Here is a 25,728-nt window from a genome sequence, read left to right as displayed (position 1 = left end):
AGGTCACGTTCAGGCCGGGTCGGCCTCCCAGCCACCGGGAAGCATCGGGACGGTTGATTCGCCGCCGAAGCCGTCGCCGGCCAGCCTGGTCAATCCCGCGGCGCGCGGCGCTGCGGGATTGACGAAGCCGAGCGGTCCCGCGCCCTGGCCGGAGGCCATCGCTGGCGGATCGCTTGAGGCGCTGAATTCGGGTTCTAGGTCGAGGAATTCGTAGCGGTAACCCCTGTGTGTGCGGCGGGGTGCCCGTCGCCGACGGCCCCTGGCTTGTTGCTCTTGTGCCGCCGCCCCCGCCGCGGTCGCCGCGGCCGCGGCCGCAGCTGCGGTCCGCTTGCGAGATTGGCCGGCAACCTTGGACTCCGACCCGGCGCCGAGACCACCCACCAGATACGGGGACACGAAATTCTGTGCGGCCACGGCACTTTCCGGTCCCACCGGCGTTGGCGGCGGACCGGGCGGCGCGCCCGGCGCGGCCGCAGCGACTGGCGCAGGCGCCGACACCGCCGACGCGTGAAACGGCGTGGCGTTGATGGTCGGTGCGGCGGCGAGCGCGGGTAGCGGCGGCGTTTGGGTGAGCGGAATTGCCGTCGCGGGCAATGGGATCGGAACGGCGCCAGGGGCAGGAGCCGCTCCTGGCAGTCCCGCCAGCCCCGCCAAGCCGCCTGCGGCTCCGGCGGGAACCGCCAACATCGGCGTAACCAGTCCGAGGGTGTAGACCGGATTGCTCAGGAAGAAGCTGAGCAACCCCACCGGGTTGAACAGGAGAAGGTTGATGAATACGAGCGTTCGGTGAATGACGAATTGCAGAGCGAGCATCACGATCGTCTCGAACAGCTGCGCGGGATCGTGGGCATACATCGGGATCAGGGTCTCCACGCGCGAGAGGAACATCGACAGACTCGGGTGCATCGACCAGCCCTGCGGCGAAAAGGGGTTGAAGGGAAAGAGCGCTTGCAGCCACTCCTGGGGATTTTGGGGGAGTGAGGTTCCCATGATGTAGGGATTTCCGCCGCCCATCCCCGAGCCGCCGCTCATTCCAGAACCGGCATCCATGCTCCCCGTGCCCATGTCCGCCGCCATGATTCGCGGCGCCCCCGTATTGGGTGGGGCCCCGGCGACCGCGGAGATCGAGACGGCCTGGTAGGTGCTCATCGTTGTGGCGGCCTGTACCCACATTCGCGAGTAATCCGCCTCGTTCAGCGCTATCGGAATTGCGTTGATTCCAAAGAAGTTCGTCGCCACCAATACCGAGTGCGTGGCGTGGTTCGCCGCCAGCTCGCCCAGCGTCGGCATCGCGGCCAACGCCGTCGTGTATGCCGTCGCGGCGCCCTCTTGCCGCGCGCCCATCCCGGCGCTGAATGCGCTGGACTGAATCAGCCAGCCGAGGTACGGCGCGTGGGCGGCCACATAGTTCGCGGCGCTTGGTCCTTCCCACGCGCTGGCCTCAACCTCGCCAAGGAGTGAACTGAGTTCGCCGGCGACCGCGGCGTACTCGGTGCTCAGTGAGTGCCATGCGCTCGCCGAGACCAGCAGCGGTCCGGGACCCGGCCCGCTGGACAACAACATCGAATGGACCTCCGGCGGGAAAGCCATCCAGATCGGCCCCGTCATCGCAGGTTGGTCTGTTCGGGCCGTCGCAGCCGAGCCACGTCATGGTTAGAAATGAGCGCGGACCCTCTTGGTGGGCGGATCACGGGGTTGATCCTAAGATCGCCCGACTACGCATATAAGGATATATAGCTGTGATATTCCTGTATCTACGGTTCTATCGTAGCGGTTTAACCGTGCCCCTAGATTCGCGCTACGGATACGGGTTGCTCCCGAATGGGGAGGCCAAGCAACGCGTAGTGCGGCCGGCGGTCGCGGGGGCGCGCGGCTCGATGGCGACATGATGCATTCGTGTCGCCAATACCGTTGGGGTGGAACACAATTCGTCACAGTGACGAATTGTGGCTTTGCACGCCGGCGTGGCGGAAGTGGGAGTGGGTCCCACCATGCGGCCAAAGCTGGATGGTGCTTTGCTTGGGGCGTCGGTCTGGCCCGGCAATTGGTCGCGTCATCAACCGGGGGCCAGGGCGCGGAAGGTGCACCAGGGTTGTCGTGGGGTGCCTGGCCGCCCGGCGACCGAGGCGCGTAGTTGCCGTTCATTTCTACGGCGTGGCCCCGTCGTGATGATCGGGAGTCGAGCTTGCGCGGCGCGATGGTGACTGATCATCCATATCACCAATACCGCTGGGGCGGTGAGTAATTCGTCACAGTGACGAATTGAGGTCATGCACGCGGACGAACGGATCGGGGGGCGTCGCGGGCCGCTAGCCGCCCGATTCGGGTGCGTGGCCCCGAGTTCATGATCTTCGCGGGCAGTGCCGCACTGGTGGTGACGGGGGCGCGAGCACGGCAGCTTGTCTCGGTGGCCTCGTCCGAGCGTTGTCGAGTGCCCTCCATGCGATGGCCTGGTCGCCGTTGTGCCGATAAGCGACATTATGTCAACTTGGGTGCTTCACGATGGACCCGCGGTTGTCGGCTCGGGGCGTCCTCCGAGTCGCCGAGTGCGCCACCGCGACAGATCCGCATTCAGCACCGCAGGATCGCGTTCGGGAAACATCTCTCCGGTGATTTCCAGGTGCCGGATGCGGTCGAGGTGAAATCCGCGGATGCCTTCGCGCAGCCGACACCATCCCACGAACATCCACGAATCACCTCCGCGCAGCAGACCCATCGCCTCCACGTCACGGGTGGTGTGGGTCTCGCCGTCCTCGGAGGTGTAGTCCAACCGCACGACTCGGCGCGCGGCGATCGCCTCGGGAATCAGCGAGATCGCCGCTTCGGACGGCGGCTGGGCGTCGATGACGAACATCGACGCCAACGCCTCATCGACTGGCGCGAGCTGATCCTCGCGGCTGATCGCGAGGACCTTCGCCCGCGCGCGACGCGCCGCCGCACCGTAAGGCGATGTCTCCAAGAGCCCAAGCCCCGCGAGCACCGCCAGCGACTCCGGCACCGTGAGATTCAGCGGCGGCAAGGAGTGATCCCGCAGGATCGAATACCCGCCCAACACCCCGTGGTCGGCGTAGATCGGGACCCCCGCGAGCTGAAGCGATTGGATGTCCCGCTCGATCGTGCGTTTCGACACCTCGAACTCCTCCGAGAGCCGAGCGGCCGACAACGGTCGGCGCGATCCCCGCAGCAGATCGACCAGCGCGTACAACCGCTCGGCTCTCCTCACGAATGTCAGTCTCCCCCGGTCTCAGGTGAACGAGCGCGTCCCGCCCACCGACCACACCTCGCGGATCAACCCATCCTCGGTGAAGTCGAAGACATCGACCCCGCCCGCAGCAACCTGCCCGTCCTGTACGTTCCACAGCATCCGCCCGTGCGCGCCGTCCACGGCCCGCGCGAACTCGATGAACACCACATCCGGATGCCGCTCGCGATACACCTCCAGGAACCGAACGAAACTCTCCGCGCCCAGCACGTCGTCGCCCGGGTTCGACCCATCCGTCTCGGAGTTCAGGAAATGAATCCGGAAATCCTCACTACAGATCCGACGCGCGATCTCACCGTCGGTGTTCCACATCTCCAACCACACCGCGAGCGCCGCATCCGCTGCAGCCGTGTTCGTCTCCATTAGGTTCTCGTTCTTGTTCATCACACCAGCGTCAGGCACCGCCGCGACAACGGTATGTCGGTGTTTGTGTGCCAAGTCGAGGGGAACGACTCACGCTGAGAGCCCGCCGCGCCGGCGGATCGGGACGACGGGTGTGCGACTACGTGATTCCGGTCAGGTCGTAGCGGGGCATCGCGGGCTCCTTACCGGCACAGCTCCCTGCTCATTCGCGCAAGCGAGCGTTTCGCACTAGGAGTAATACGGCGGAATCGAATATGGCGGGTTACCAGTAAGCGACCTGGCCCCACCTCTCGCGGGTGGAGTTTGCCCGTAAAAGATTCCGTTTTGACTTGTGCCACAACAATTGTCAGACACCGAAGTCAACGCGTAGCTCTCAAGGCCAATCATTCCTCGACGAGATGTGGTGGTCATCGCGCACACTAGGACTCGCATCCGACGCTATGGAGGACCGATACCGGAATGAGCCCGATCGCCGAATTCGACTTCATCATCGTGGGAGCAGGCAGCGCAGGCTGCCTGCTCGCCAATCGGCTCAGCGCCAACCCTGATCGCCGTGTCCTCCTGATCGAGGCCGGCGGCACCGACGACTGGTTCTGGATCAAGGTGCCGGTCGGTTATCTGTACACAATCGCCAACCCCCGCACCGACTGGTGCTTCACGACTGAGCCCGACCCCGGCCTGGCCGGCCGCAGCATTCACTACGCGCGCGGCCGAGTGATCGGCGGCTGCTCGTCGATCAACGCCATGATCCACATGCGCGGCCAGGCTAGCGACTACAACCTGTGGGCGCAGGCCACCGGAGACGAGCGATGGCGTTGGGGTGGCCCGGACAGGCCAGGCGAGACGCTGGCGATCTACAAAAAATTGGAGGACTACTTCGGCGGAGCCGACGACTGCCACGGCGCCGGTGGCGAGATCCCTGTCGAGCGGCCACGCGTGCGCTGGAAAATCCTGGACGCCTGGCAGGCCGCAGCTGCCGAGATGGGCATCCTCCCGATCGATGAATTCAACCGGGGCGTCAACGCCGGCTCTGCGTACTTTCACGTCAACCAACGGCGTGGCCGTCGCTGGTCGATGGCCGATGCCTTCCTGCATCCCATCGCCCACCGGCCGAACCTCACCGTCTACACGCAGACCCAGGCCTTGCGGCTCCTGATGGACGACCAGGTCCCGGACGATCAGCGTCGCGGGGCCTGGACGACGGCCCAGCACCGCGTCACCGGCCTGCGGCTTCTCAGAGGCGGCCAAATCATCGACGTCCGAGCCCGCCACGAGGTGATCCTCAGCGCTGGGGCTATTGGCTCGCCGCATCTAATGCAGGTCTCGGGTCTGGGTCCGGCCGGCCTGCTTGCCCAACATCAAGTACCGGTGGCCGTCGATCTGCCAGGAGTAGGCGAAAACCTGCAAGACCACCTGCAGATTCGAACGATCTACCGGATCCGGGGCGCCCCGACCGTCAACACGCTGTACCGGAACTGGATTAGCCGTGCAGGCATAGGACTTCAGTACCTACTACTGCGATCGGGGCCCATGACGATGCCCCCTTCCACACTCGGGGCTTTTGCCAAGAGCGACCCCGCGCTGGAAGCCGCCGATCTGGAGTGGCACGTGCAGCCCTTGTCGTTGCCGAAGTTCGGCGAACCCCTGCACCCCTTCGGAGCGATTACTCCTTCGGTCTGCAATCTCCGACCCAGCTCGCGAGGCCATGTGCGCATGGCCAGTGCAGATCCCCTGACCTACCCGAAGATCTTCTGCAATTACCTGTCGACTGACGCCGATCGCCAAGTCGCCGTGCGGGGCCTCCGGATGACCCGGCAGATCATGGCGGCGCCGGCTCTGGCCCGCTACCGCCCGCAGGAGTTGTTACCCGGCCCGCAACTGGTGAGCGATGAAGAGCTGCAGAGGGCGGCCGGTGAACTCGGCACGACTATCTTCCATCCGGTGGGTACCTGCGCGATGGGAGCCTTTGACGCCCGCGGGCGGCCGCGTTCGGCCGCCACGGTGCTCGACACCGACTGCCGCGTGTACCGCGTCGGCGGACTTCGGGTGGTCGATGCGTCGAGTATGCCCACCATCATTTCCGGCAACACCAACGCGCCGGTCATGCTCATCGCAGAGCGCGCAGCGCGGGCGATTGTGGGATAAGTCGGTTAACAGCGGGATATCGATCTGGTGCCCCGGCAGCGGGGAAGCCCAAGCCGCTCCCCCGCTCGCGCGCAACTGCTTGAGGAGAAATGCGGCGGGACCGAATATGGAGGGCTATCAGTAAATCTCGCTGTTTTCGTCAGATGGATCGCGCGATCTTCGTTTTGCACCCGAAGTCATAGCCGAACGGTCACCGTTCGGTATCCGTTTGGGAATGCAACCGCGTTTCGGCTAGCGCAGGTCTATCGGTGACAACAGTCACATCGTTAACATCGCGCGATGCACAGTTTGCCCCCGCCGGCCCGCGATGTGCGACTGCGAACGGTTTCTCGGCGCGACGCGCTGCGCTACGCAACAGCGTTGGCCGGTTTGGGTGCCGCGACAGTCGCCTGCCGCATGCCTACGGCGGCCGCCGCCGCTCCTCCCCAACTGATCGACTTCGCCGCGCGCCAGATTCCTGCGCAGGAGATTCGAGCTGCCGGCTATAGCGGGGTGGTCAACTACGTATCGGAGTCGCGTCCTGGCACATCGTTTGGCGCCAAGCCGATCACTCGGCCCTATGCCGACTCATTGAAAGCCGCAGGCCTGGTGATCGTCAGTAACTACCAATACGGCAAACCAGGTGGGTCGACACCGTCGGACTTCACGCGGGGCTACGCCGGCGGCATCGCGGACGCGCGCACCGCCTGGCAGCTACACACCGCCGCAGGCGGCAGCCAGGGTGCACCAATTTTCTTCACCATCGACGAGGACATCAATCGCGACACCTGGAGTCGCACTGCGCTGCAATGGTTTCGCGGAATCAACTCGGTTCTAGGGGTTCAACGCACGGGGATCTACGGAGGCGTCAGGACGTGCCAGTGGGCCGCGGCCGATGGCGTTGTCGGGTCTTCGAGCACACCTGGCCGCCGCTGGATCTGGCAAACTCGAGCCTGGTCCGGCAATCAGGTCCACCCCGCCGCTGTCCTCTACCAGCGAGTCGTGAGCACCGCGTCCAATCCCGGGCCGAAGGTCGGCGGACTCGAAGTCGACGTCAACGATGTCCTGGCCCCCGATTGCGGCCAGTGGAACCTCCATGCGAGCCATCCAGGTGGCGATGTGCGGTAGTGGCAAGGTCGCTGCCCGCGATTCGGCTACAGCCCGGTTGGCACGACCTTGTCGTTGACCGTCACCGCGACCTGGCCGGTCTTCGTGTTGTACTCGATCTTGCCGTGCTCGAACGTCTCCACGAGCAGATCGCCGGCGGCGTTCGCGTCGCTGGTGGCTAAGCCCAGCGGACCTGCCGAACCGTTAGTGCCGGTGACCGCAGGCGCGCCGTCCGGGTCGCGTGGGACATTCCACGCCTCCCGGATCTTGCCCAGCGTGATGTATGCGGGCGTGCCGGCCCCGGCGTTCTTGGCGGTGATCACGCCGCCCTGGAACTGCTGGAACACCACCCCGCTCTCCCGGGTGCCCGCATTGCGGTCACCCGTCAATGGCTTGCCGAGAGCCTGCCTCTGACTCAGGGTTGCCGACGAGTACTTGGCAGCGATCGGGCCGGTCAGAGTCACCTCGACGTCGCGCTCCCCGATGAGCTTCACCTCGGTGGGTGGCGCTGGGGCTTTAGACGTCGCGGTGGCGGCGTTCACCCCGACCCGAGGCGGTGCCGACGCTCCGACGCCCTTGCCATGGCTGCAGCCCACAGTGATCAGCGCGACGGCGGCCAGGCCGACGACTGCCGCGTGGCGGTATGCGATCGTTCTCATGCGCTTCCTTCCCCGTCTTCCTGTGGTGTGGGTCAAATGCGGTAGACCTCCTCGCCCGCCCGGGACTAAAACCGAACCAAATGAGGGGCGCAGGCGGTCGCGATCTTCGTAGCTCCGGACGAACTTACAACGCGGCCATCGACGGCGAGTCGGAGCACCTCAATAAGGATCACCGGTGCTCGATGAAATCCACCATGGGCTCCTGGGAGCGTGCTAGCAAACATCAGGTTTGAAATTCCGAGCTTTGGATAGACCTCGTGAATCAGTGCCGCTCTTCGAGAGCCGGCACCTCACGAAGGGAGCCCGACGTGGCGTTCTCACACATTGCATCGAAAACGGCAGCGGCAACAGCTGTTTTGGCCGCGGCCGGACTGTTCGCGGCGACACCGGCATTGGCCGATCCCCAAGTGCTGCAATTCGGCCAGATGGCAGAGCTTTCCAGTATGGGCGGCACCATCGACTACACCGTGATCGACCTGCTGCCCAGCGGCCACAACGACGGCATCTGGTACTCCGATGTCACCGCCAAGGGTGTGAGTGGTAACGCCACTCCGAACATTGCCGACTTCAACGCTCGGGCCGTCAACAGCTCTACGTACGCGGTGATGAAGGGCAACCAGACCGATGGCCTTCCTGAGGGGCCGCTCCCCCTCGGCAGCCCTGTTACGGGGCGTATCTACTTCGACGTTCGCAACGGTACAAACCCCGACAGCGTCGTCTACCGGGACGCCGGAGGCACGGACAAGGTCGTCTGGAAGAGCTAGCAACAGTTGCCGCGACCTTTCCGAGCGTGCAAGCGTGACGGAACCCCCGGTGACGGCTAACGGTCTGTGTTCAGCGTTGACGTGTAGTAGGTGACGCCGTTCATCGTCTGTCGATCATCGTCGGCCTGCGCGATGGCCCCGAACCCGTGGCGAGCGAGCAACTCGGCCATCGGCGTTGCGACCGACGTCCAGCCGCGCGCATCCAGGTACGGCCCGACGGCGTGGCGCTCGCCTTCGAACTCGATCACGTCGAAGTCGAGTTCGAAGCCGTGGTCGCGCCACTTGGCCGTCGCCTCGCGCATGCGTTCGCGCGCTGCGTTGGGTTCCATATCGGCGGTATTCGGCACAGCCTCACTCCCGAGTCGGCTGCCTGGAGCACTCAGCGCAGTGACCGTATCGAGCAGCAGATCCTGGGCCTTGGGCGTCAGATAACCGAATAGGCCTTCGGCGATCCACACCGTGGGCTTCCGGGTGTCCAAACCCGCCGTCGTCAGTGCCGTCGACCAGTCGTCGCGCAGGTCAATGGCGACCGTGCGTAAGTCAACTTTTGGTTCGGCACCGAGCTTGGCCAGCGTAGTGGTTTTGAACTCGATGACGGCCGGTTGATCGATCTCGAACACCGTGATCCCCGGGGGCCAGTCCAGTCGGTAGGCGCGCGCGTCGAGGCCCGAGGCGAGTATTACGGCTTGGCGGATGCCCGCTCCTGCGGCATTGGCACACAACTCGTCGAAGTACCGCGTGCGGGCCGCAATCGATGCGGGCATCTGCGCCAGGCCCCACGAGCTGCCCTCGGCGTCGAGGTCCGAGGCGACGAGCTCGCCGGTAGCCCAGCGGGTCAGAAAGCTCACACCGACGGCGCGCACCAGCGGCTCGGCGAAAGGATCGTCGATGATCCCATCCCTGGTGGCGACGGCTCTCGCCGCCGCCGCCATCGTGGCCGTGGTTCCCACTCTGGTGGCCGGACCCCAGGCGTCGTCGTTGGGTAGTGTCATGGTGAACCTCCGAAAGTCGCCTGGACACAGTACAACCCGTGTCCGGGCGCTCCCCCACCGCCAAGCCGAATGAGACCGGACAACTGACGCGCTTCTCGATCACTCCCTGAATCCGACATTGTGCCCGCGACATCATGGTGGTGCCACATGGTTAGCGGTTCGCCAGATCTGCTGGACGGCGGCCGGCCTTGGCGCACAGTCGATCCCGGTGCGGTCATCGGCCCGTCACAGCCGGATGGGGCCGGTAATGCGCATGGCGGAATGTTCAATGCGGGCAGGTTGCCCTAAACGTGAAATCACTGATCTTGGTGTAGTCGTGAAGCTGTTTGATCTTGCCAGTGACCGCGTAATGGTCACGGTCCTGCGTCAGCGCCGGGGCCGGCACTCCTCCGGTCGACGTCGGTTCCCAGAAGTAGGCGATACCATCGGCGCTGAAGTCCAGGGTTTCGAGTTTGCCGCCCGCTGCGTCGACGATGACACTGTCGCCGGACTGCGTTTTGGCCGTGACCAGCACCGCGCCGCCCATGCGGCGGCATTGGACCTCGTGCAGCGGGAAAACTCTGTCGGCCAACGTCAATGAGTCGCTTTTTGCCGCCGCGGCATCGGTGGATGTGGTTGTTGAGTTGACCGTTTCGTCAGCATGAAATGACGGCCGGTGGCTGCAGGCCGTAGTCGGTGCGCTAACGATCAGGAGTATGGCCGCAATCGCAGCTCCGCTGGCGGACGTTGAACTGGGCAATACTTGAGAGCTGCCTTTGCAAAAGTTATTCGCAATTGAACTGCGCACCGACATTCCGGAACAACCGGCAGCATAACGGATACACCGGCCGTCAAGGCCTCGGACTCCGCAGTTATTGCGGACCAATGGTGGGCGGATGCACCTGGGACAGCTTCGCCGATCACCCGCGCTGAGCCCGTTGCGCCGTCATACTGATCAACGTGACTCCAAGAAAAGTGCGTGGCATATCACCAAAGCGGCAGTGGCTAACCCCGAGGCAACAGCGCGCCTGGGTGGCCTACATGCGCGTGCAGCTACGGATGAACTACGAGATGAACCGCCAGCTGCAGGCCGAATCCGGGTTGTCGCTGGCCGACTACGACGTTCTCGTCGCACTCAGCGGTGACCGCGAGGAGGCCATGCGCGTCAGCGATCTCGCAGCGCGGATCGGATGGGAACGCAGCAGGTTGTCACATCAATTGCGGCGCATGGAGGAACGCGGCCTCACCGAACGGCGGCCCAGCGCCGAGGACGGCCGCACCAGCCATGTCGTACTTACCCAGAATGGGTGGCACGCCCTCGTCGATGCCGCTCCCGGTCATGTCAACCTGGTACGCAGCCTGTTCTTTGATCCCCTGCCTGAGAACCTGCTGGCACCGCTGACCGCCGCGTTGGAGCACATTCACGTCAACCTCGATCACAATAGCTCGCTGCCACCGGCAACAAGGTAGTGCTATTTTAGGTGATACATCACTAAACTCTGGAGTGTCACGTGAGCGATGTCATCACCCGGCTGATGGAAGCCAACCTCCTGGCCGTGTTCAATGAGCGCGACCCGCGGCGGCGCACAGAGGCGATCGCGACAACCTACGCGGACAACGTGCAATGGATCGACGATGAAGGTGTAGTAACCGGCCGCGACGACCTCAATGCCAAAGCGGCCGGGCTGCAGGAAAAGCTGCGGGGCCTGCATTTCGTCAAGGCCGGTACGGTCCGCCAGACCCGTGGACTCGGTTTTTTGGCGTGGGAGCTACACACCGCTGACGGTAACACCGTGGCATCGGGCTTCGACGTGGCCGAAATATCCGGCGAACGGATCAATCGACTGTGGACGGTATTGAACTCGCCGGAATAGGTGATGTATCCCGTAGGTTGTAGTCGGGTAGCGGATCAACAACACGACAAGAACGGGGCCCGACCATGGGACAGCTCGACGGCAAGACAGCACTGGTCACTGGCGGATCCTCGGGCATCGGTCTGGCTACGGCCAAGCGCCTCGCTGACGAAGGCGCTTATGTTTTCATCACCGGTCGCGACCGCGCCCGCCTCGACGGGGCAGCCGCCTCGATCGGCGCCCATGCGGTGCAGAGCGATGTCAGTAAGCCAGACGAACTCGACAGCCTGGCCGCCGAAATCTCAGCCCACGGCAAGGGCCTTGACGTTGTCTTCGCCAATGCCGGTGGCGGCGATTTCGCCGCCTTGGCCGATGTGACCCCCGAGCACTACCGGAACAACTTCGACCGCAACGTCGCCGGCACGGTGTTCACCGTGCAGAAGACACTGCCTTTGCTCAACGAGGGCGCATCGATCGTCCTCGCCGGATCTACCGCGGCCTCCAAGGGCGAACCCGCGTTCGGTCTCTATGCGGCATCCAAAGCGGCCATCCGGTCCCTCGGCCGCACGTGGGCGGCGGAACTGGCCGACCGCAAGATCCGGGTCAACACCGTCGTGCCCGGCCCTGTCGAAACACCCGGACTCACCGGCCTGGCGCCGGCTGACCAGCAGCAGAACCTGCTCGATGGCATGGCCGCTCAGCTGCCAATGAAGCGGCTGGGACGCCCCGAGGAGATCGCAGCGGCGGTGCTGTTCTTGGCCTCGGATCAGAGCAGCTTCCTCACCGGTGCGGAGCTCACTGTGGACGGCGGACAGATCCAGGTCTGATGTAGCCTCCCCGCGACGTGCTCGATGCACCACGCGGGGCGACTCTGGCCCGGGGGTAGCGAATGGGGCTCCATCTACAGATCGTTGCCGCTACCGGCTTGGTTGCCGAGTTCGAAGAGCAGACCACCTCGGTCAACTCTCGCAAGCCCGAGTTGGTGATCTCGGCTCGGCTCCCCCGGTGACGCCGCGGTGAAGCAACATGCATGATCAAAACTTGCGGGTTATCCGTAGTGCTTCCTGGGCGTCCGTACACGTTGTGCTGCAGCACTTTCAAGCTACTCGGTCGTGCCGACAACTTGTGGTCCCTGATCGCATTCTCTCGTGGGGCTCAGGGCCACCTGCCCTATCCGCTGCTAGCCCATTGTCAAGATCGCGCCCGCGGCGACGCCGATCATCACAACAAGGGCGGCCAAAATCACCGCGATCGCCGCGCGCACGATCTCTTCTTCCGTGGGTCGCCAGCGCGGCTTCCATTCGGCGAGAACGATGTCCCCTCGCCAGGGCATCGCGTTGACCCTTGCGACCGCCAAAGCGGCATCGGCGTGCGCGTGGGACGCGTCTTTCTCGACTGGCTCGCGCTCGGCGATTGCGATGGTCATATCAGCCCCCCAGGCTCGCGGACGCCGATCGGCGTTGTTGAGGTCGAAACTTTCGAATTCTCGTGAATTCAATGATACGAGCGCGAAAATCACGATTGCGGTAACGATCCTTAACGGTCACAGCACGGAGTCGCGCTGCGCGGCAACCATGCTCGCCTGACAGCCCCCATCCCGCCGCGGCGGCGGGACGGCAGTTCGTACTCAACTTCGTCGGAGGTGGTGGTCGAAGAACAGTTCGGCCCGCCCGTCGGCCACTTTCGCGCTCACCTGGCGAAGCCAGTCTGACACCCGCCTGACGTCGGGGCGTTACACGGCAAGCGGCCATGCGGTGTCACCCCCCGCAATCGCTCAGCATGCATGGGACTTGCCCAAACCGCGCAGCGGCCACGGCGACCGCTGGACAAGTTTGGGATCGGTAGCGGCGGGCGCGCTATTTGCTTCAGCTCGAGAGCGCCCCACTCCGGGGGCCACCCGACGGAACAGGACAATCATGATGCGACGGATCGCGCGGTTGGCGACAACCGCCCTGGTGGCCGGCGGACTGGGTGCCGCAGGTCTCGGGCTCGCCGCGGGCACCGCCAACGCCGATGGCGGCCCGCACCGCTGGTGCCCGGGGGAACCTTTGCCGCCGACCGGTAACCACGTCACCAATCCCGTCATTTGGGACAACAACATCTGCCACACCTACTATTACGTCTACTTCGGGCAGGGCAATGTCGCCCAGAACATTTGGGACGGCGACAACCCACCGGCACCGCCGCCCCCGCCCCCGCCGGCGCTCATCAACAAGGACAACTGCCAACAGATCCTGGGCATCTTCTGCCCCCACGCGTGACGGGGCGGCGCCGGCTTGGTCCCCGAGACAGTTGAGAGCGCGGGCAGCTGATGCCCGATGACGTGGTTTCGCGCGGCCCCATCAGCAATTAGGTTGGTCTTGTGGCCGCGAACAGTCTCCGCACACGCAGGACCGCCCGGCGGTTGCTGACGGCATGGTGCGTGGTCGTGGCCGCCGCGGGTCTGTTCGTCGCGTTGCGCATCGATGAGCGGGCGCAACCGTGTTGGAGTGTGCGGCAATTCATCGATTTCAACCGCGACATGCAGGCCTCGTTGAAAGCCAAGACGCGGTTCGCGCCACCGGGCTCCTACGAAGAAAACTCCGTGCCCACTGACGCCGACTATCAGGCATGGCTCGATGGCCTTGCGCGGCGAGCCAACCAGGTGACCGCGCCTGGCCTGTCGGCCCACGCGCAACGAGCTGCGGCGCTAGCCCGAGAATTCATGAATGACGCCAACCAGATGAACGACGACCTAGGCAGACAAGACCCGCTGAAAACGGAACTGCCGCCGTCGGCGAAAGCGGTGGCCCGGGTTAACCAGGAGTTCGGCGACGAGATGGCCGCCCTGGCACGCGCCTGCCCCACCCATGCGGCATAGGCGCTTTCGTCCCGATGTATGACCCACTGTTGCGGCTAGAAGTGGCTCGGGTGTGGGGAGCTCCGTGAATGTCGCGACCGTATGCGTACTCGTCGCCATGTTCGATCACCCCGAGGTGGTCGGCGGGAAGTGTGCGACTAGTACGCCAAAGTTCGACTAGTGATTGGGTGCTCCTAGCTCGGTGGCCAGCGTCTGTTGGGTGGCCGCCCACGACGCCAAGAGCGCCAGATTATCAGCGGTCGGCGTGCCCGCGGGCGCGGTGTAGACGTTGAGGTGCAGGCCGGGGTCGGCGGGCAGTTCGAGGGACTCGACGTCCAAGTCGAGCTGGCCCACGATCGGATGGCGCAACCGCTTGCGCCCGGACCGGTGCAGCCGCACGTCCTGAGAAGCCCACCGCTGCCGGAATAGGTCACTGCGCGTTGATAATTCGCCGACGAGGGCGATCAGCTGCTCGTCGTGCGGATTGCGGCCGGCTTGCATGCGTAGCTTCGCGGCCACGTCACCGGCAATTGTGTCGTAGTCGACGAAGAAATCTCTGGCCGCTTCGGGAGCCAGATACACGAACCGCGCCGTGTTCGCGGGTCGGTGCGGGTCGGCCAGCACCGGTGAATACAGCGCGCGCCCGAGCTGGTTCATGGCCACCACGTCATAACGTCCGTTACCGATCGAGGCCGGCGCATCGGAGATCGCGTCGAGCACCTGCTGCAGTGACGAGCGGACCCTCACGGCGGGCCTGCGCCGGCGCGGGCCGCCGGTCGCCGCGAAATGGCGCGCGAGGTGGAACAGGTGGTCGCGCTCGGCCTCGTCGAGTTGCAAGGCCGAGGCCAACGCGTCGAGCACACCATCGGAGGCACTGGCGAGGCCGCCGCGCTCCATGCGCACGTAGTAGTCGACCGATACCCCCGCCAGTAGCGCTACCTCTTCGCGACGTAGACCTTTGACCCGACGATTGCCGCCGTATGCGGGCAGGCCCGCCTGTTCGGGCGTGATGCGGGCGCGACGAGAGCTGAGAAACTCCCGGATATCGGTGCGAAGGTCCGTCGTGGCCATCCCTTCACCGTAGGTCCGTCCCGCAGTCTATGGGAGGCACTGCTGGTACCCCTACGACCGCGTAAGACCCGACTTGGAGACCGCCTAGGGCGTACCCGTTGCGGTCGTCGCGATGCCGCCGTCGACCGGAATGATGGTTCCCGTGAGGTAGGACCCAGCCCGGCTGGCGAGAAACACGGCGACACCCGCCATGTCATCGTCGTGGCCGAGCCGGCGCAGAGGCGCCGCCGCCGCGATCGTGTCACCGATGGCATCGAGCGTGGACGCCATCATCTGCGAAGGGAACACTCCCGGTGCGACCGCGTTCACCGTGATGTGCTGTGGGCCCAACTCTCTGGCAAGCACTCTGGTGAGTTGATGCAGTGCCGCCTTGCTACTGGCGTACGAATAGTTGGGCGACTGGGCGACGTGGATGGCGGCGATACTGCCGACGTTGATGATCCGCGCGGGATCATCGGCAGTGCCCGCCTCGCGCAGTGCGGGGAGCAGCGCCTGCACCAGCCAGAACGGTGACTTGAGGTTGAGGTCGATCACTGAGTCCCAGGCCTCGTCCGGGAACGTTTCTAGCGGCTCGCGCCACATCGCTCCCGCGTTGTTGACGAGGATGTCCAAGTGTGAGTCGGTCGTGACCAGATCCGCTAGGCGCTGACATTCGTCGTGCCTGGACAGGTCGGCGGGGATTGCTTGGATGTCACCGAATTCGGACAGCCGATGCTGTGCCTCCGCGCACGCATCTGCGTTGCGTGAGCTGATGACGACGCGGGCGCCCGCCTGCAGAAGGCCGCGCGCGATCATCATCCCAATGCCTCTGGTGCCGCCGGTTACAAGGGCGTACTTCCCGCTCAGATCGAAAAGCTCGATATGAGTCCTTAATTGGTTGTCTTCCATTGGTCTGTGTCCCTTCTGTTGTGGCGGAATGCGCCAACACGCGCATTCGGTGCAGCCGAGTAGAACCAGTGGAGGCAAAACTGCGGACACCTGGTACGGGCTCTCGGGGCGGCCGCACTGCGCGCTCCTGTCGATCTGCAGCGTGCAAACCGCGCAACTCGTGGGTTCGGACCGTCGCCGCGAGGGCGGTGGCCTACATCGGGAGGCCCTGAAAAGTTCCAGTGATGCAAACCCAGATTCATTGCTTTCTTATCGGTCTGGCTGGGAGCCGACTGAACAAGGGTGACAGGCGACTTGGACGCCTGGGAGACCCTAGTGATACAGGTACTGGGAGGGCCGCCCTTGCCTGGTGTGCTGACTCGGTGTGCCCCAATCCTTCCGTCACGATCTGTTTGTGAGTTGCTTGTCGTCGGTGGCCTCGTGGTTCGTCCACCAAGTAGTGGCCAGGTGTGGACCTGACACCGATGTCCGTCTTCCGCTGTAGCCCAGGGATTTCCAGTTCTCGGGCGAACATGCAGTCGATGGTTGACGCGAACTTCTACCTGGTGGCTTACAGTGTGAATCACTCGATCGCGGGAGCGCCCGCGAGGGCGACCGCCGGGAGGAACGTCTGTGCCCACCATTACTACCTCGGACGGTGTCGAGATCTTCTTCAAGGACTGGGGCTCTGGCCAGCCGATCGTGTTCAGTCATGGCTGGCCGCTGACGGCCGACGACTGGGACGCGCAGATGATGTTCTTCCTGCAGCACGGCTATCGGGTGATTGCCCACGACCGGCGCGGGCACGGTCGATCCGAGCAGGTCGGGACCGGCAATGACATCCAGCACTGGGTGGCCGATCTCGCGGCGCTGACCGAGCAGCTCGATCTGCGCGAAGCGGTCCATATCGGGCATTCCACCGGCGGTGCTGAAGTGGCCTGCTACGTGGCGCGCCACCAGGAGCGCGTCGCCAAGGCGGTACTGGTGTCCTCCCCGACGCCGAGCATGATGCAGACCGACAACAATCCGGGCGGTCAACCCCAAGAGTGGTTCGACGCGGTGCGCGCGGGTGTCTTGGGGAATCGGTCGGAGTTCTTCCGTGCGGTGCCAGAGGGGCCGTTCTACGGGTTCAACCGCCCGGGTGCGGCGGCATCCGAGGCGGTCATCGCGAACTGGTGGCGTCAGGGCATGTCCGGCAGCGCCCAGGCTCACTACGAGACAGTGGCGTCATGGCTGCAGGACTACACCGAGGATCTGCGGAAGATCACCGTTCCCGTCCTGGTGATGCACGGCGATGACGATCAGATCGTTCCGTTCGCCAGCGCGGTGCCCCGAGCGGTCGACCTCCTTCAAAACGCTGCGTTGAAGACCTACGCCGGCTACCCGCACGGCATGCTGACCACCCACGCCGATGTCCTCAACCCGGACCTGCTCGCGTTCATCGCGTCCTGAAACGACAGTGCTGGAACAGGTGGACTCAATCGCCGGCCGGGAGTCGACGGGAAGTAGCCGCCAGGGCTTCGCTTCCGATTGCCGATAAACGATCGCGGCGGCGACCGCTGGCCCCCGACTGTCCGCAGTCGAGCGGGATGCGAGCTCGGGCCGACGCGCGCCAACCGAATCGGCTAGGACGCGACCACGTCAGCGAGGTCGGTAGCCCGACCGAACAGATGGCCTTGCGCCAGACCACATCCGGCCATGAAGACCGTCTCAGCCTGTTCGGCGGTTTCGATTCCTTCAGCAATGACGTTGAGGCCCAAGGCTTCGCAGAGCCCGATGACCGAGCGATACAGCGTGAGGTTACGTCCTGGCTCGACGCCCATCGCCAGCCCGCGGTCGAGTTTCACAATCTGCACCGGCAACTCGTGCCAATAGGTCAGCGAGTTGTATCCGGCGCCGAAGTCATCCAAGGCCACTCTGATGCCCAGGGCATTCAGTCGTCTGATGGCCGCCGCTGCGTCGGCGAGATCCACAATGGGAACCGTCTCGGTGATCTCTAGGACGACTCGTTGCGGCGGCAACCCGTGCCGGGCAAGCGTGCTGCTGATGACCCGTTCGAAATCGACGCTGCCCAAACGCGCGGCGCCGATATTGATATGAACGTCCAGGCCAAGGCCGGACGATTGGATGTCCGCGCAGGCCCGATCGAGTACCAGGGCATCGAGTTCTGCCCCCATGCCGTTAGCTTCGGCCAGGGAAACGAAGGTCTGGGGCGGAATCTGTATGCCGCTCGGTGTGGTCCAGCGGGCAAGCGCCTCGACGGCGACCGGGTTGCCCTGTGGCAGGCCGACGATGGGTTGGTATTTCAGCCGAAAGCCCTGTGGAGTACCACCTTTCGCCTGCCGAAGCGCGGTCGGAAAATCCTCGGCCACAGTGAATGCCGGCCGGTAGACCACCGCGGTGTCCTTGCCCAGCCGCTTTCCGGTGTACATCGAGATGTCGGCCTGCCTGAGTAGATCATCGGAGGTCCGAGGCAGGCCGTCACATCCGGGACTGACCAGGCCCATGCTGGCGCGCACTCGGACCGACGTGCCATGTAGCGAGAACGGGCTGCGAAGCGCCACCCGCAGTTGGTCGGCGACCAGTTCGGGTGTCTCCACGACACCCGTGATGAGGATGGCGAACTCGTCTCCGCCGACACGAGCCAGTGTGTCGTCGGCGCCAAGGCAACTCCTGAGCCGCGCGCTGATCGCGCATAACAGTTCGTCACCGGCGGCGTGCCCGAATCGGTCGTTGACCTCTTTGAAATCGTCGATGTCGACGAAGATCAGCACGAACGGTCCGTCGCGTATCGCATCGTCCAGCCGCTGCGCCAAGAACAATCGATTGGGTAGGTGGGTCAACGGGTCGTGATGAGCCTGATGCGCGAGGCGGCGTTTGGCGTCGATGAGCTGCTCGGTGAGCGTCCTCTGCACGCGCATCGCCACCAGGTACCGGGTCGAAACGAGCACGGCCATCGCAACGTAGGTGCCGATGAAGATGGGGTCGACCCGGCGTCCGATGAGCTCGTGGAAGGTGACGAGCGCGGTACTGCCCATGAATCCCACGTACGGCAGGGTGAGCTGCGCCCAATTGGTCGGCATTTCTTCGTCGTGCTCGGGGCGGGCGCGTGCTGGAAAATCCACCAGACTCCATGCGATCAGCAGCGGAGCCATGACGAATCCGGTGCCGATCCACAAGTCCAGCTGGGTCACCCCGACGCTGCGAAGGTAGGCGAGCAGCCGGTCTGAAGACGTCAGGGTGATCACAGCGGCGGCAAGCAGCATGTAATTCGTCCGGCCCGGTCGATACGGCGGATACCACATCGCCAGCAGAAGGGCACTCACCACCACGACGAGTTCGACTGCCTCGATGCCGGTTACGACTGCGGTGTTGGTCGACCTCGGCAGCGCGGCTCCGTGCATGGCCCCCAGCCGGGCGACATAGACCAGGTGGAAGAACGCGAGTGTCGCCAACAATCCATCAAGGCCGGTGGTAATTAAGCTCTGCCGTCCCCCCATCCACGTTCGCGTCAGAGCTCGGTGGCCGGACCGGACCAGCAGAAGTATCGCCGCACCGAACAGCAGTCCGGCAACGAAATAGCCGATGACCGCTGACGTTGGCGCGGTCGCGTCGCTATTGGCCGCCCGGGGTCGCTGAGAGAGGGCCTCAGCTGTCAGAAAGGTGGCGATGGCCGCCAGAAGGGTCACTCGCCACCACCGCGCCAGGCCGGCCACCCGCCGAACGACAAGCAGCCCGGCGAGCAGCGCCACGACGCACAACACTGCTTCGAGAACGAACTGCGCCCGCTGTGCCGTCGCCACCCCCCACAACCCGAGCGCGTTGAATTCTGCCGCAGCAACGACGACTGCAGACAGCCAATAACCCATGCGGCGGCTCAGAAACCGCAACGCGCCCCCTCCAGCCCGCCGGTATGACGTGTAAATCTTGGCAGAACAGGGCGGTACCGGGACCGTTATCGCTCATGCCGGAGAAACGTCAGCGCCTTTTCAGCAAAGCGGATGCGGAATCGTCTGGAGGCCTGTCAGTTTATGAAGCGTCCATCCCCGACCACGTCTTGGAGCCGTACACGTTTGCCGAGCATGATTGATCGGAAGGTCTTGGGCGATGCCGCACACAGTGAGGTCAGCTCCAGATTCCCGCGATCTCCCCGCTGCGGGAAAGACTCTCGCTGAAAAGTTCTACGCCCCAGTGCTATTCGCGCGGAATACCGAGTACGCAGTCTTCCCCATCACGAACGCCGAGCGGTACGCGGCGTACCTCGCGGGCGCCTGCACGTCCGCGCACGCGGCGAGACGACTAGGCCGCGCACTGAAACCGTCAATGCGCGCTGGGAAGGTGCGTCTCGCAAAATCACCGGATCTGCCGTTGCAATCCTGCCAAGGCGCCGGAGTCGCCTTGGCTATACGGCGGTTGCCTCGATGATGCTGAGCGGCGACACGGTGTCGACGACGCGATTCAGCCGGAAACCGGCTCGGTCGAACAGCCGGCCGTACTCTTCTGCGGTGCGTTCGCGTGCGCCGGCGACGACCAGCATCTCGATGTCCACCCATTTGCCGTGGAAGTCCCGGTCGTGGTCGGGAATGACGAACTCGCAGAGCAACAGGCGCGCGCCGGTGCGGGTCGCGGCGCGGACGTTTTTCAGGATGCGGACCGCGTCTTCCTCGGGCCAGTCGTGGATGACGTTTTTGAGCACATATGCGTCGCCCCCCTGCGGCACGGAATCGAAGAACGAGCCCTCTTCGATCCGGGCGCGGTCATCGACACCGTACTTGCGAAACAACTCAGGGGCCCCGGCTACGACCTCCGGAAGATCGAACAGCACGCCGCGCGAATTCGGAGCCGTCTCGAGGATCGCCGCCAGCAGCCGACCGTGTCCGCCGCCCACATCGACAATCGTGCCGAACGCACCGAAGTCGTAGGCGGCGGTCAAGGGCACGGTAGAAAACTCGGACACATTGGTCATGGCAGAGTTGAAGATCCCACCCAACTCCGCTTCGTCGGCCAGGTATTCGAAGGCCGGTTTGCCGCGAAGCTTTGGGAGCACCGGGTTCCCGGTGCGAATCGCGTCGGTCAGGTGGCTCCAGTGCTCGCGATGCTGAGGTGAGCCGACCCACCGCGCCATTCCGGCCATTGAGACCGGCGCGTCGGTGCGCAGCGTGTCCGCTAGTGGCGTGAGTGCGTAACGCCCGTCGCTGCCCAGTCGGAAAATCCCTATGCCGATCAACGCTCGCATCAGTCGCCTCAGGGCGTCGGCGTCGGCACCGACCCGGTCAGCCAGTTGCTCGCCCGACAGTGGGCCATCCGCCAGGGCATCCGCTACCCCAAGATCCGCCGCGGACGTGATCGTCTGGGCCACCCATGCGTTCAGAATCAATTCCATCATCACTGCGGCAGGCGGCGCGGAGCGCTGGCGCAGGCGCGACAAGTGGTGGCGGGTCCGTTCAACGGCTCGCGCGACCTTGACCGGCGGAACCTTAGACGTCAAGTGACTCCCCTTCTCGTTCATGGCTCGGTTCTTTCAGGCGCGCAGGCAGGAAGGACAGGGCCGCCGTTGCTGACGGCATCAGCGCACACACTAATGCGCCTAACGCTCGTCTGAGCGCTCCTGCTGCGCGGCCGATAAAACTGTCCGCACAGGAACTATGCCTGCGGACCCGCAGTATTTCAATAGTGGTTGAAATAATTGGCCGTTCCATCTAAAGTTCTGACGAGGGGCCGGATGAACGGAGTTGCCATGTCACGTCTAGTCACGAAGGTCGTCGTTGCGACGATCCTCGCATTTACCGCCGCAACAACTACCGGCTGCGTTCCCGCGGCCACTGTGGGTCCACCCCTCGGGGTCGCTGCGGGTTAAAGCTCTTGCAGTGCAATAGGTTCGATGATCAGGGTGGATGACGCGGTCGCGTTCCTCCTCCCTTAGGGCACGAGCAGGAACGCACTGGTGATGAGCATGACGGCGGCGGTGGCGCCGTGGACTCCCCACGCTACCGACTTCGAGCCGCCGTTGCGGAGCACGATGGTCGCGTCGCCAATCGGAATGATGCTGGCGGCCAACATCACCCAGCCGACCAGGTGGGTCGCGCCCGCGATCATCAGGATGATGACGAAGAGCCCACTGGCGGTGTCGCGCACGCCCTTGACGCTCAGGTACGCGCCCACCCCCGGTCGGTCCAGATCGGGGAGCACGCCGTAGCCGGCGGCGGCGACGCGCGGCGCGACGAGGAAACGTGCGCCGATGAAGATGATGCCCGCGGCTAGGAGTCCGGCGAGCGTGTAGCCGATGGTCGTGGTCACGGTCATGTCGCGCGCTCCTTGGGTCGTTTGTCAATCGGTGAAAACGGCGTCGGGTCAAGCGGTGTCGTCTGAACGTCGACGATGTCGCCAACGTCGAATCCGGTCATGTCGTCGGCGAATTCCGGGCTGGTCATGCCTGAGGTGATCGCAGCGTGTAGATCCTGAGCTGGAACATCGAACCTGTCCCCCTTCGGTTGAAGTCGGCTGGCTCGGTGGCACGTCAGATCATCAGCTCCACGCATAGCGCGGCCACTGCCATACCCTGGAGGGTCGCGCGGGCGCCGATGATCGAGTCCCACTTCTCTTGCAGCGCACGCGCTTCTGGTAATCGCCGGCTAAGGTGCGCAGCCGCTGTCAGTTGCCGATTGATTGGTGCGCTCACCTTCGTGTACAGCGCAAGCCAGACCAACAGCAGGACCAGCGCGACGCCCGCCGCGATCGCCTGTGCCCAATGCGCTGCCACCGTGGCGAGCATCGCACTCGCCGCAGCGGCAACAACCCCGAGCACCCCCGGCACAGGCATGCGCCGGTCTGCGTATTGGTGCACGCGTCCCATGACCACGACCACGGCATCGTCGTCGACCAACGCCAAGGCCGGTCGCAGCACGATCGCACAGAACACGTCGGTCCCGTAGACCACTGCGGTAGCCAGGACCGCGATGAGTGCAGCGGCACGGACGATGACGTCCAAAACCATGTCGTAACTCCCCTCATGCCGTACTGCTAGCAACGCTAACCCCTATGCACATCGGTGTCAATAGCGGTGCTAGCAGTTATATCGCCGCTACCATATGCGGTACCGCGGTGGGCGATCGTCGTGAGCGACCATGTCAACGCCGCCCTCGACGTCCGATAGGCCACCCCGGGATAGACGTCAGCCGGGGCGGGCGCTCCCCCGGTCGACAGATGCCGCGGAAGGGATTGGAGCGGAGCTTAATGTACGTGCGAAAGGAGCTGTGCCCAAACGTATTTAGGCGAGAAAATCAGCTTGCGACCGGCTAGGTCCTAGATCCGACAACAGAGTCAACTCCGCGTGAATCGTGCGGCCGAACTTGCGCCGCATGAGCCGGTGAGCGGACGGCACCAGCACGCCATGCAGAAAAGGATATTTCTGCCGCAGCAGGCGTGCCGCCTTCTGATATTCAGCCCCCTCTAGCAGACGCACGCGGCCAGGCAGCGCGGTTCCCGTCGGTTTCCCCGATGCCGTCGCCGGGCCGAATTCAACGCTCGGGTTACGGCGAATCCGGCGCACTTTGACCGCCCGTTCGAAACTTCGAAAGTAGGCGCGATCTCCTTCCACCGCGATGCTGATCGGGCTCGAGCCCGGAGTGCCATCCTTGCGAAAGGTGGTGAGCGCGATGGTCTTCTGGCGCACGAAGGGCACCAACGTCGGGTTGGCTGCCGTGCCAACGGAGCCCAGAACGTAGCCGAGTTGGCGCAACCGCAGCCCGAATGCCAGGGCCAGGGCAACTGACACCACTCCGAGAACCCACGCTTGCGCGGCCGAACCACCCACGTCGAGGTCCACGACGTGGTTCACCGTGTGCACGGCGTTCGCCGCAATGAATCCCGCGAGCGCCGTGGCCAACGCGTCCGCCCAGATCAGCGCGAGGAGCAGGGTGACGCCAAGGCCCAACTGGAACGCGCCCACGTCATGCAGGAAGTGCCGATGGGCATCGAATCCGACGGCATCGGCGAACGAATTCGGATCGACTAGGCACCAGATCCCGATCCCAGAGGTGGTTGCCCCCACGGCCGCTGTCACCGCGACCAGGTAGATCTGCGCGCCCGTACTCAAGCGATTCATCATGGCGCCCTTCCGACGATGCTTCCTTACTGCTCCTAATCGCTAGACGGAATTGGGCATCAATATGTGACGAGGCGGGCGACGGCGCCGGCGGGGGCCCAGGCCTGCGTCGCGCCGTGCGACACTCAACGGCTCACGCGGAAACGTTTGAGCCGTGCTGTGGTTCCGGATATCAACTCGACCCGACTCCTTGGCAATCGCAGGTGGGCTGCCAGTAGCCGGGTCACGGCGTCGTTGGCCTTGCCGTCAACCGCAGGTTCCCGAACGTAGACGGTCAGCTCACCGTCAGGACCGACCTCAACGAGGGGCCCCTTGCGACTGCCGGGCTTGACCCTGACGACGACGGAGTCGTTCATGCCGCGTAAGGCTACCGGCCGGGTATGCGCTCCGCTGCCCGTTCCTGGTGGCGCCCTGCCATAGCTGATGTAGGAAGAGGCCACGCTCTGATCTGCGTCGCTAGGTCAAGATCACCGCGGCAGCGACGCTCCGATGAATTCCGGACACTTCGGCAGTCAGACCTTTCGGGACGAAGAAATCGAAGCAAAGGTGGATCCCATGTCATCCAAAGCCACGGCCCTGCCGCGGGTCGTCGATCAACAAACGTGGCGCGCCGCGCTCGATGAATTGCGCAAAAGGGAGAAGGCCGCCACTCGAGAATTGGACGCGGTCGCCGCCCAACGCCGGCGGCTGCCGATGGTCGAAGTGCCCGACTACACCCTGATCGGGGCTGATGGCCCGATCCGCCTGGCCGACGTGTTCGCCGGCCGCTCCCAGCTCATCGTGTACCACCACATGTGGTCAGACGGCGCGGAGTGGCAATGCCCCGGGTGCACGGGCTTCACGTCGCAGTTCACCCGTCTGGAGTTCCTCGACAACTACGACGCCCGGTTCGTCATCGTCACCAACGGACCGATCGAGGAAGCGCTCGCCTACAAGCGAAAGGTCGGCAACCGGATGGAGTGGTACTCGTCGTCGCAGAGCCCCTTCGCCACCGACATGGATGCTCCGCCCGGCGGCGGTTTTGGCGTCAACGTATTCCTGCGCCACGGGGACACGGTGTACAGGACTTGGCATACCAATGGGCGGGGCACCGAGCAGCTCAGTCACTCCTTTGGTCTGATCGACATCCTGCCGTGGGGCCGGCAGGAGGAATGGCTCGATTCGCCCGAAGGGTGGCCCTCTCGCCCCACGTACTCGGGTTGGCTCGACTCCCCCGGTATCGCAGCCGCCTACGGGCCCGCCAGTGAGGACATCGAATGAGCTCAACCACAGAACGTTACGTCGTCACCCGCACCATCGCCGCGACGCCGGCCGAGATCTTCGCGGTCCTCGCCGACCCGGCGCGGCACCAAAACACCGAGCCCACTGACTGGGTCCGTGACTCGGTGGACACCGCGCCCATCACCCGCGCGGGACAGATGTTCGCGATGAACATGTACCTCGACCGGGCCGGCGGCGACTATGTCACCCACAACCTGGTCAATGTTTTCGACACGGACCGTGCCATCGGTTGGATGCCGGGCGTGCTCGACGAGGCGGGCAACCACAATCCCGGTGGTTGGTTCTGGCGCTATGACCTCGCACCTAACGGGAACCACACCGACGTGACGCTCACTTATGACTGGAGCGGCACACCGCAGGAGTTCCGCGACCGAGTCGGCGATATGCCGATTTTCGGTGAAGACTACCTAGCCGCGTCGCTGGCCACTCTGGAGCGATCGGTCGCGAACTAAGCCGTCGTTTG

Annotated in this window: 27 protein-coding genes; 11 read left to right on the top strand and 16 right to left on the bottom strand. The window is 64.4% G+C overall.

Features of this window, described 5'->3' with window-relative positions; all coding sequences use genetic code 11:
* Positions 1–9: 9 nt before the first annotated feature.
* The 3 genes from A5756_RS05765 to A5756_RS05755 all read right to left on the bottom strand — a co-directional run bounded on the left by A5756_RS05765 (position 10) and on the right by A5756_RS05755 (position 3,646).
* Positions 10–1,608 carry a PPE family protein gene (locus A5756_RS05765; protein ID WP_066948709.1) on the bottom strand — a complete coding sequence of 533 codons (1,599 nt, stop codon included), beginning with the start codon at positions 1,606–1,608 and terminating at the stop codon, positions 10–12.
* A gap of 889 nt (positions 1,609–2,497) precedes the next feature.
* A complete protein-coding gene (locus A5756_RS05760; protein ID WP_066948706.1) occupies positions 2,498–3,223 on the bottom strand; it encodes a YafY family protein in 726 nt (241 codons plus the stop codon).
* A gap of 21 nt (positions 3,224–3,244) precedes the next feature.
* Positions 3,245–3,646, bottom strand: coding sequence for a nuclear transport factor 2 family protein (locus A5756_RS05755; protein WP_066948702.1), 402 nt, complete (start codon positions 3,644–3,646; stop codon positions 3,245–3,247).
* Positions 3,647–4,084: 438 nt separating this feature from the next.
* Here A5756_RS05755 and A5756_RS05750 point away from each other — a divergent pair, with 438 nt between their 5' ends.
* Entirely contained in the window at positions 4,085–5,770 is a 1,686-nt protein-coding gene (locus A5756_RS05750; protein WP_066948699.1) for a GMC family oxidoreductase, read from the top strand.
* Positions 5,771–6,049: 279 nt separating this feature from the next.
* Positions 6,050–6,877 (top strand): DUF1906 domain-containing protein, encoded by an 828-nt coding sequence (locus A5756_RS05745; protein WP_066948696.1) that lies wholly within the window; start codon positions 6,050–6,052, stop codon positions 6,875–6,877.
* A gap of 26 nt (positions 6,878–6,903) precedes the next feature.
* Here A5756_RS05745 and A5756_RS05740 read toward each other — a convergent pair whose 3' ends face one another.
* Positions 6,904–7,515 (bottom strand): LGFP repeat-containing protein, encoded by a 612-nt coding sequence (locus tag A5756_RS05740; RefSeq protein WP_066948691.1) that lies wholly within the window; start codon positions 7,513–7,515, stop codon positions 6,904–6,906.
* A gap of 308 nt (positions 7,516–7,823) precedes the next feature.
* Here A5756_RS05740 and A5756_RS05735 point away from each other — a divergent pair, with 308 nt between their 5' ends.
* Positions 7,824–8,279 carry a DUF1942 domain-containing protein gene (locus A5756_RS05735; protein ID WP_066948686.1) on the top strand — a complete coding sequence of 152 codons (456 nt, stop codon included), beginning with the start codon at positions 7,824–7,826 and terminating at the stop codon, positions 8,277–8,279.
* Positions 8,280–8,335: 56 nt separating this feature from the next.
* Here the strand turns inward: A5756_RS05735 and A5756_RS05730 are convergent, their stop codons facing one another.
* Positions 8,336–9,271 (bottom strand): SAM-dependent methyltransferase, encoded by a 936-nt coding sequence (locus A5756_RS05730; protein WP_066948683.1) that lies wholly within the window; start codon positions 9,269–9,271, stop codon positions 8,336–8,338.
* A 265-nt stretch (positions 9,272–9,536) separates the two neighbouring features.
* Complete coding sequence (locus A5756_RS26375) at positions 9,537–9,848, bottom strand: lipoprotein LpqH (protein ID WP_197507859.1); 312 nt, start codon at positions 9,846–9,848, stop codon at positions 9,537–9,539.
* Positions 9,849–10,291: 443 nt separating this feature from the next.
* On the opposite strand from A5756_RS26375, the gene A5756_RS05720 reads away from it, so the two are divergent.
* From A5756_RS05720 to A5756_RS05710, 3 genes are all read left to right on the top strand, one after another.
* Positions 10,292–10,720 (top strand): MarR family winged helix-turn-helix transcriptional regulator, encoded by a 429-nt coding sequence (locus tag A5756_RS05720; protein WP_082948151.1) that lies wholly within the window; start codon positions 10,292–10,294, stop codon positions 10,718–10,720.
* A gap of 41 nt (positions 10,721–10,761) precedes the next feature.
* On the top strand, positions 10,762–11,124 hold the full coding sequence (locus A5756_RS05715) for a nuclear transport factor 2 family protein (RefSeq protein ID WP_231989084.1): 363 nt from the start codon (positions 10,762–10,764) through the stop codon (positions 11,122–11,124).
* A gap of 65 nt (positions 11,125–11,189) precedes the next feature.
* Complete coding sequence (locus tag A5756_RS05710; protein WP_066948672.1) at positions 11,190–11,930, top strand: SDR family NAD(P)-dependent oxidoreductase; 741 nt, start codon at positions 11,190–11,192, stop codon at positions 11,928–11,930.
* Positions 11,931–12,283: 353 nt separating this feature from the next.
* Here the strand turns inward: A5756_RS05710 and A5756_RS05705 are convergent, their stop codons facing one another.
* Positions 12,284–12,622 carry a hypothetical protein gene (locus A5756_RS05705; RefSeq protein ID WP_231989085.1) on the bottom strand — a complete coding sequence of 113 codons (339 nt, stop codon included), beginning with the start codon at positions 12,620–12,622 and terminating at the stop codon, positions 12,284–12,286.
* Between the two features lie 400 nt (positions 12,623–13,022).
* Between A5756_RS05705 and A5756_RS05700 the strand changes: the two genes are divergently transcribed.
* Together A5756_RS05700 and A5756_RS05695 are read left to right on the top strand one after the other, a co-directional pair.
* Positions 13,023–13,364: a hypothetical protein gene (locus tag A5756_RS05700; protein ID WP_232005324.1), complete on the top strand. Its 342-nt coding sequence runs from the start codon at positions 13,023–13,025 to the stop codon at positions 13,362–13,364.
* A 101-nt stretch (positions 13,365–13,465) separates the two neighbouring features.
* The gene (locus tag A5756_RS05695; RefSeq protein WP_231989086.1) at positions 13,466–13,963 is read left to right on the top strand and encodes a hypothetical protein; all 498 of its coding nucleotides are present in this window, start codon (positions 13,466–13,468) and stop codon (positions 13,961–13,963) included.
* A gap of 156 nt (positions 13,964–14,119) precedes the next feature.
* Here the strand turns inward: A5756_RS05695 and A5756_RS05690 are convergent, their stop codons facing one another.
* Both A5756_RS05690 and A5756_RS05685 read right to left on the bottom strand, forming a co-directional pair.
* On the bottom strand, positions 14,120–15,013 hold the full coding sequence (locus A5756_RS05690; RefSeq protein ID WP_066948657.1) for a helix-turn-helix transcriptional regulator: 894 nt from the start codon (positions 15,011–15,013) through the stop codon (positions 14,120–14,122).
* A gap of 84 nt (positions 15,014–15,097) precedes the next feature.
* Positions 15,098–15,901 (bottom strand): SDR family oxidoreductase, encoded by an 804-nt coding sequence (locus A5756_RS05685; protein ID WP_066948653.1) that lies wholly within the window; start codon positions 15,899–15,901, stop codon positions 15,098–15,100.
* Between the two features lie 612 nt (positions 15,902–16,513).
* Here A5756_RS05685 and A5756_RS05680 point away from each other — a divergent pair.
* Positions 16,514–17,332 (top strand): alpha/beta fold hydrolase, encoded by an 819-nt coding sequence (locus tag A5756_RS05680; protein WP_066948650.1) that lies wholly within the window; start codon positions 16,514–16,516, stop codon positions 17,330–17,332.
* A 173-nt stretch (positions 17,333–17,505) separates the two neighbouring features.
* Here A5756_RS05680 and A5756_RS05675 read toward each other — a convergent pair whose 3' ends face one another.
* The 7 genes from A5756_RS05675 to A5756_RS25285 form a co-directional block, all read right to left on the bottom strand.
* Complete coding sequence (locus A5756_RS05675) at positions 17,506–19,770, bottom strand: bifunctional diguanylate cyclase/phosphodiesterase (protein ID WP_156659263.1); 2,265 nt, start codon at positions 19,768–19,770, stop codon at positions 17,506–17,508.
* A 512-nt stretch (positions 19,771–20,282) separates the two neighbouring features.
* Positions 20,283–21,389 (bottom strand): methyltransferase, encoded by a 1,107-nt coding sequence (locus A5756_RS05670; protein ID WP_066948643.1) that lies wholly within the window; start codon positions 21,387–21,389, stop codon positions 20,283–20,285.
* 410 nt (positions 21,390–21,799) lie between these two features.
* A complete protein-coding gene (locus tag A5756_RS05665) occupies positions 21,800–22,183 on the bottom strand; it encodes a DUF4267 domain-containing protein (protein ID WP_066948640.1) in 384 nt (127 codons plus the stop codon).
* The gene (locus A5756_RS26605; protein ID WP_255360742.1) at positions 22,180–22,311 is read right to left on the bottom strand and encodes a hypothetical protein; all 132 of its coding nucleotides are present in this window, start codon (positions 22,309–22,311) and stop codon (positions 22,180–22,182) included. The genes A5756_RS05665 and A5756_RS26605 overlap by 4 nt, the downstream gene beginning before the upstream one ends.
* 86 nt (positions 22,312–22,397) lie before the next feature.
* Positions 22,398–22,874: a DUF1772 domain-containing protein gene (locus A5756_RS05660; protein WP_066948637.1), complete on the bottom strand. Its 477-nt coding sequence runs from the start codon at positions 22,872–22,874 to the stop codon at positions 22,398–22,400.
* Positions 22,875–23,147: 273 nt separating this feature from the next.
* Complete coding sequence (locus A5756_RS05655; protein ID WP_066948633.1) at positions 23,148–23,987, bottom strand: PPOX class F420-dependent oxidoreductase; 840 nt, start codon at positions 23,985–23,987, stop codon at positions 23,148–23,150.
* A 122-nt stretch (positions 23,988–24,109) separates the two neighbouring features.
* Positions 24,110–24,340: a DUF167 domain-containing protein gene (locus tag A5756_RS25285; protein WP_082948143.1), complete on the bottom strand. Its 231-nt coding sequence runs from the start codon at positions 24,338–24,340 to the stop codon at positions 24,110–24,112.
* Between the two features lie 199 nt (positions 24,341–24,539).
* Here A5756_RS25285 and A5756_RS05650 point away from each other — a divergent pair, with 199 nt between their 5' ends.
* Together A5756_RS05650 and A5756_RS05645 are read left to right on the top strand one after the other, a co-directional pair.
* Positions 24,540–25,244, top strand: a complete 705-nt coding sequence (locus A5756_RS05650; protein ID WP_066949114.1) for a DUF899 family protein — start codon at positions 24,540–24,542, stop codon at positions 25,242–25,244.
* The gene (locus tag A5756_RS05645) at positions 25,241–25,717 is read left to right on the top strand and encodes an ATPase (RefSeq protein ID WP_066948628.1); all 477 of its coding nucleotides are present in this window, start codon (positions 25,241–25,243) and stop codon (positions 25,715–25,717) included. The genes A5756_RS05650 and A5756_RS05645 overlap by 4 nt, the downstream gene beginning before the upstream one ends.
* Positions 25,718–25,728: the final 11 nt, after the last annotated feature.

The organism is Mycobacterium sp. 852002-53434_SCH5985345 (assembly GCF_001667155.1).
Classification (GTDB): Bacteria; Actinomycetota; Actinomycetes; order Mycobacteriales; family Mycobacteriaceae; genus Mycobacterium.
This window is presented reverse-complemented; position numbering and strand designations above follow the sequence as displayed.